Here is a 6,293-nt window from a genome sequence, read left to right as displayed (position 1 = left end):
GATCAGCCACGTCGATGCAAGTCGACACAGGCAACCGCTCGTTCGGCACGCGTTGAAGCCGTCACGCCCGAGATCGAGGCAGCCGTTGCGGACGGTCTGCGCGCTGGCCGTGCCCGGACACATCAGCTGCCGTATCTGCTCAGCGGTCGCCACCTTCACCACACCCAGCGCCGCGAGCACCATATGCCGCGTCTTGGCCGTCGACCCGTACGGCCGGCGCTTCGTTCCGCCCACTGCGCATCCCTCCCACCGCACCGCTGACAGCCGGTGCGTCCTCTCGGCCCTGCGGCCACGAGCGCCGGACCGGAACCCGACGCCCCCACCCCCAACTCAATAACACCAACCACTGACAAGAAGAGGGGAAGGAGGGTTGTCGAAGCGACGGATACCCTTTACCAGGGGCTCTGACCTGCACCTTTATCCCCTGTTCCTGGGGAGGGCGGCGTAGGGGGATCGGTAGGGGAAACCGTAGGACACGCAGCAGGGGGCATGCCACGCGGCTCTCAACGCCCTTAAGCAGCCGGGTACTTACCACGGTGCGGGTCACCGGCTGGGCACGCCTAGATGATTGAGTCCGATGTCTGTGCTGGCCGCGACCATGGCGAAGGGCGTCCGTTGGCTCGTGCCTGACGACAAACCTGGACGTCCTTCTGACGGCGCTGTACGTGAAGATCGACGACGACTGGGCCGGGATCGCCCGGCTCCCGGGCAGACCGCCGAAGCTGAGCCACTCCGAGTTGCTGTGGCTGGCCGTGATGCAGGTCCTGCTGGGATTCCACAGCGAGGCCCGCTGGCTGCGGCAGTACGCAAGCACTACCGCGACATGTTCCCCTACGTGCCGCAGGACGTCGGCTACAACAAGCGCCTGCGGGGGCGTTATCAAGTTGTTTGCGGTCCGTGTGATGGTCTTGGTGTGGGTCGTCGTGGGGTGGGGTTGCCGGTGGGGTCCGAGGTGTCGGTGTCGTACAAGGGGTACCGGTTCCCGGCTGAGGTGATCGGTCACGCGGTGTGGCTGTATCACCGTTTCCCGCTCTCGTACCGTGAGGCCGAGGAACTCCTCTTCGAACGTGGCATCACCGTCACCTACGAGACGGTCCGCGCCTGGTGCGCGACCTTCGGTCCCGCCTACGCCAAACAGTTGCGCCGGCGACAGCCCCGGCCGGGCGACAAGTGGCACCTGGACGAGGTGTTCCTCAAGGTCAACGGGCGGATGCGATATCTGTGGCGGGCGGTGGACCAGGACGGCAACGTCCTTGACATCCTCGTGCAGGACAAGCGGGATGCGGCCGCGGCGAAGCGGTTCTCCCGCAAGCTCCTCAAGGACCTCCAGCACGTGCCCCGCGTGATCGTCACGGACAAGCTCCGCAGCTACGGGGCGGCCCATCGGCAGGTGCTGCCCTCGGTCGAGCACCGCACCTCGAAGTACCTCAACAACCGGGCCGAGAACTCCCATCAGCCGACAAGACAACGCGAACGCGCCATGAAGGGCTTCCGATCACGCGGTACGGCGCAGAGATTCCTCGCCGCCTTCTCGACGATCTCCTCCCACTTCCGACCCCACCACCACCTGCTCACCACGAGTGACCACCGCGCCGAGATGACCGAACACTTCCGCATCTGGAAAGCCACCACCACAGCACCCGCGACCGCCTGACCGCAGGACCGGCACGGCACCCACGTCCCACCGGCACACCCCGACTCGCCCGCTACACCAGCAACTTGACAGCGCCGTCTGCAGTCCTCGTGGCGGGGGTCAACAGCGCTTCTTCCAGGAACCTGATGGCCGCCTCGGCTCGGTGCGAGACCTGAGTCCTAAAGATCTTTGTGTTGTAGACAAAGTCTTTCAGATTCGTGAGCTGTGATGGGTCGAAGGATCCGCCTTTCGCGGGTTTGACGCGGCGCGTCTGGTACTCGTCGACCACATTGTTGAGGTATTTCTCGACGAGTCCGTAGATCCTTGTCAGGCTCTCCGTCAGCTTGCCGTCCTCCCTACTGTCCTCAACCACGACGGCCTCGGCACCCGGGAGACGGCCCTGGACGAGTGGAGCGCGGCGTCTCAGACTCTCGAAGACGAGCTGCTTCTCGGACAGTTGTGCCAGCAGCTCGGAGTACGCCTCGATCGTCATGGTCGGCGACGGCTTCTCAGAGTTCTCCGCCTCAAGCATCCGCCGAATCTGCTTGACCGTGTTGTAACTGTCCAGCGTCTCGGAAAGGAAGGATCTGACCTGATTGTCCAAGCGCAGCTGCGCGTCCAGTGCACGATCTTTCTCTCGGCGCTCGTCGCGCTGGACCTGCTGCAGCCCGAACGTCGCCATGGTCACAAAGACTCCGATGACGACAACGCCCAGCACCTGCACGCTGACGCGCATGAGTTCGTGGGGGACGGTGTCGGGCCGCGGGCCCGGAGGGAGGGCCGTGGCAAGCAGCACCGCGCCTGCGGCGATTGCGACGACGATCAAAGTGATCACTGCGTTGCGCTTCCCGCGGAGTGACCACCACTTCTTTCTTGGCACGTGCCCTCCTGATAGCCCGTCGCCTATTTTCTGCGTATCCCGTTTGTCCCCCCATACGCTCTCGCTCCCGCCTGTTCGTTACGTGACGTTGCGGGCACGGGCACAGTGCCGTCGACCCTGGGATTGTCACGTAACGTCGCGCGAGATCGAGGGACAGCACCGCGCCACCACCCGGCGGGCCGACGTCCAGCAGCAAGCCCCGCAGACACAGCCGGCCCTTCACCCGTTGGTCTCCGCGCGCCAGCGGCGCGAACACCTTCCCGGGCGAACTCCTCCAACCGGCCACGGCACCCTGACACAGCACTATAGAGTTAGTCCTCGTGTCCTGCCGGAGGCATTGCCGTGCCGCCCTTGCAGCCGACGAAGAACGCGTTCGGGCAGGAGGCATCGAAGCCCATCCCGAACTTCGCGAAGGACTCCCACGCCGCCTTCCGGGCCGCGGTGTATTCAGCATCGGTGAGCGGGCCGCCCTTCATCGCCTTAAGAGCGCGCAGGATGGCATCGCGGGCGACGAGGAAGGACGGGTTCTTCGGCGTGAGTTTCAGCCCGTCGACGACCGCCTGCCAGGTCACCCGGTAGCCCCGATCCTTGTTGCCGAGCGCCATGACGACGTTGCGGATCATCTCCATGAGCGTTGCGCACCAGATCTCGCCGACGTTGTGGATCCTTGTGTAGTTCAGGCCGCCTGCGAGCTGCCCCGGGCCCTTGCCGACGTCCCCGAAGCGGCCCGGATACCCCGAGTCGTAGGGCCTCTGGCGGATGCCCCTCGGGTCGTTGATCACCCAGTTTCCTGTGACGACGCGCTCCTGGGCTTGCGAGAAGTTGCGGGTGGTGAGTGCGAAAAAGTCCGACCAGCCCTCGCCCATCGCACGCGACTGAGGTTCGCTGAGGCCCTGCGCGTCGAGGAGGCCGCCGACGAGGCGTTTGGTCACCCCGTGGGTGAACTCATGGAAGACGACGTCTGCGTCGTTGGCCGTGTGGCGTCCGCTTGAGCTGACCAGGCCCATGTTCATCACGGCTGCCAGACCGTCGGCCCGGGTGCTCATGTTGGCCGTTCCCTCGACGGGGTTCGGGTGCGCGAAGGCCTCGACAGGGTCGGCCCCCTTGCCCTTTCCGGTCACGTTCGTCGTCTGGAAGTTGCCGTGCTCCTCCGTGAAGCCGAGCATCATGAAGAAGTCGTGCATGTAGTTGCAGAAGTAGAAGATGTTGGTGACGAACTGCTCGGGTGTGTCCTGCTTGGGGTCGAACACCGCATTGCCCGCCGCATTGACGAGGACATCGAAGGTCTTCCCGCTATTCCCGTCGACGGCCACCACATTGTTGCCATCGGTCGCGACGTGTCCGTTGTGGGTCCCCGTCCAGGACAAGGGGAATCCCGAGGGAATTCCAGTCGTCGGCACCTGGGTCGGATAGGCGCTGGTGGGCAGGGGGAAGGTGACTTTGCCGAAGCCGCTCTCGGCCGGGTTCCGCTGGAAGACACGTCCTTGGATGATGTGGTTGGCCAGATCCTGGAAGTAGAGGATCTCAGGCGCGTCCTTGTCCGCCGTCCGGTCGTCGGCTTCCACCAGGGCGTGGTACTGCACGGCCAGGCTCGCCCTGGAGAGCGTGAACGACCAGGCCAGGCGGACTTCACCGCCCATGTAGAGGTACACCAGCCGGGCGGGTATGGCCTCGTCGAACGCTCCTTGGCTGAAGGTGGTCGGCTGGTCGTTCCGTGCCTGGCTCGCCAGGCGCTCGAAGCCGCCCGCGATGTCGAGAGCCGGCAGCTCATCGTCGCCGAAGGGACTCTGAAGCGTTGTCGGCTCCGCGGCCTTCGCGGCCGCCACGGCCAGCGCCACCTCGACGGGGACCGCTGGGCTCGCCGAGAGGTTCGCCGGTACGCTCGCCGTGTCGCCGACGACCCGGTCCACCGTGCCGTCATCCTGCAGCCAGACCTTCGGCGCCATGCCGGACACTTCGATGCCGTTGAGCGTCTGCTGCAGGCTCACCACGCGCATGCCCTCGCTTGTCGTGGTCACCCTGGGGTCGGCCTCGAATTCGGCCGGCTCATCGGCTGCGAACCCGATTGCCTGCGCGACGGATGTGACGTACTCCTTGGCCCGTGCGATGTAGTCGGCCTCGGGGACTGTCCCGGCGAGTTGCTCCCCGCTGAGGCTGGGAGCGCCGTCCACCTTCAGCTCGGTCAGGTGCCCGGTGAAGTGGTTCACCTTGCCGGGTTCGGCGATGAGGGTGTGGTCAACCTCGGCCGCAACGCGGTCGGTGTCACCGAGGAACGCGTCGGCCCCGTCGACTTGGTCGAGCCGGTCGTAGGTCAGGTCCCGTTTGTCGATCAACAGAGTCATGGTTGTGCTCCTCGTGCTGTGGGCGTGCGGCCCCGGGTTCCTTGTGTTGTGGGTGCGGAGCCCGGGGTGACGGTTACAGGCCCGCGAGGGTCAGGGCGGTCGCGGTGACCGAGCGGGCGATCGCGGCGGCGAACTCCGTGCTGTGGTCCTGATCGAGGAGGGTGTCGCCGGGCGTGTGGTACTGCCGGGTACCGGTCCCGGGCGTTCCGTCGGGGAAGAGGTTCTCGGAGACGGCGACGGCCGCCCATCCGCGCTCGTGGAAGCTCGCGTGGTCGCTCCGGCCCACGGCGGGGTCGTCGGCGCCGGTGAGTTGCTGGATCGCGAAGTCGGGGGCGATGGCCGGGATGGTCTGTGCGACCAGGCCACTGAGCGCGTTGGAGGCTCCCACAACCGGGCCGGGCACCCCGGAGCCCGCGTGGATCTCCACCGTCGGTGTGCTGCCGCTCTGTAGACCGGCGATCATGTCCATCTGGAATACGCCCGCGATGCGGTCGCGCGCCGCCGCGGCGGCGCGCGCGTAGAACTTGCTGCCGACGAGACCCTGCTCTTCGGCGTTGAAGAGGACGAAGCGCACATTCCGTGTCGGTGCCCTGCCCTGCGCGATGAGTGCGCTCAGACATTCGGCCGCGGTCATGACCGCGGCGGTACCGCTGCCGTCGTCGTCGGCGCCGGGCGCCGGGTCCACCGCTGGATCGTAGAGGCGCGGTTGGCCACTCGCGTCGACGTAATTGCCCGCTGCCGCCGTCGAGTCGAGATGGGCCGTGACAAGCACGGCGGAATCCGACCCCGCGACGCGGTGCTCCGCCTCAAGATTGAACAACCGGTGCCCCCGCCACGAGAACTCATGGCGTCGGACCGCCAGCCCCAGGTCGAGGAAGCGGCGGGCGAGCGCATCCACGACGAGCCCGTTGTCGCCCGTTGACGCATCACGGCTGCGGACCTTCAGCGACTCGCCCTCAACGAGCGGGTCGACGCCGGAAATACGCGCGACATGGCCACGCAGAGCCTCCGGGGTCACAGCCGCACGCACCGTGGCGATCGTTTGCTGGGAGGGAGCACCGGCGGCGAACCCCTCGGCCAAGCCCTCAGCCTGCGCTACACCCGGGCGCGTCAGGAGCGCCGGGTCGGGGAGCAGACGCTCGGTGTGCCCGGGCTTCGCACCCGGCATGTGCAGATCTTCGATCGGGACCCTGGCGACCGCGGCGATATAGACGCCCCCGGGAGCCGGCCCGAGAGAAGCAACCGGTGGGGCCCGCCCGGCGAGCTCACTGGAGATGAAGCTGAACGCGGCCGTGGCGCGCACGGCCGCATCGGACATCGCCTTGGACTCGTCCGAGGCGGTCGCGAAGCCCGCCCGGGCCGAAACCGGCCGGTCGTCGCGTATCAGGAAGGCCACCGTGTCCTCTACCTGGCCCCTGATGTCGGCTGTAAACCCGCC

Annotated in this window: 5 protein-coding genes; 1 reads left to right on the top strand and 4 read right to left on the bottom strand. The window is 66.6% G+C overall.

Annotated elements, in window-relative coordinates; genetic code table 11:
* On the bottom strand, nucleotides 1-234 hold a 234-nt coding region (locus AB0I10_RS39790; protein WP_363157628.1), incomplete at its 3' end, for a hypothetical protein.
* A 706-nt stretch (nucleotides 235-940) separates the two neighbouring features.
* On the opposite strand from AB0I10_RS39790, the gene AB0I10_RS39785 reads away from it, so the two are divergent.
* Nucleotides 941-1,654, top strand: coding sequence for an IS6 family transposase (locus AB0I10_RS39785; protein ID WP_363157627.1), 714 nt, complete (start codon nucleotides 941-943; stop codon nucleotides 1,652-1,654).
* A 52-nt stretch (nucleotides 1,655-1,706) separates the two neighbouring features.
* Here AB0I10_RS39785 and AB0I10_RS39780 read toward each other — a convergent pair whose 3' ends face one another.
* The 3 genes from AB0I10_RS39780 to AB0I10_RS39770 form a co-directional block, all read right to left on the bottom strand.
* Nucleotides 1,707-2,513, bottom strand: a complete 807-nt coding sequence (locus tag AB0I10_RS39780; RefSeq protein ID WP_363157626.1) for a hypothetical protein — start codon at nucleotides 2,511-2,513, stop codon at nucleotides 1,707-1,709.
* A 311-nt stretch (nucleotides 2,514-2,824) separates the two neighbouring features.
* A complete protein-coding gene (locus tag AB0I10_RS39775) occupies nucleotides 2,825-4,855 on the bottom strand; it encodes a M36 family metallopeptidase (RefSeq protein WP_363157625.1) in 2,031 nt (676 codons plus the stop codon).
* Nucleotides 4,856-4,928: 73 nt separating this feature from the next.
* A partial coding sequence (locus tag AB0I10_RS39770; RefSeq protein ID WP_363157624.1) for a M20/M25/M40 family metallo-hydrolase occupies nucleotides 4,929-6,293 on the bottom strand: 1,365 nt, incomplete at its 5' end.

The organism is Streptomyces sp. NPDC050636 (assembly GCF_040654775.1).
Classification (GTDB): domain Bacteria; phylum Actinomycetota; class Actinomycetes; order Streptomycetales; family Streptomycetaceae; genus Streptomyces.
The sequence above is the reverse complement of the archived record's forward strand: the minus strand, read 5'-3'. Positions and strand labels throughout refer to the sequence as shown.

What these genes read in the sequence shown, in the direction of transcription:
- AB0I10_RS39775 (WP_363157625.1), bottom strand. Translation starts at nt 4,855, where the DNA reads ATGACTCTGTTGATCGACAAACGGGACCTGACCTACGACCGGCTCGAC.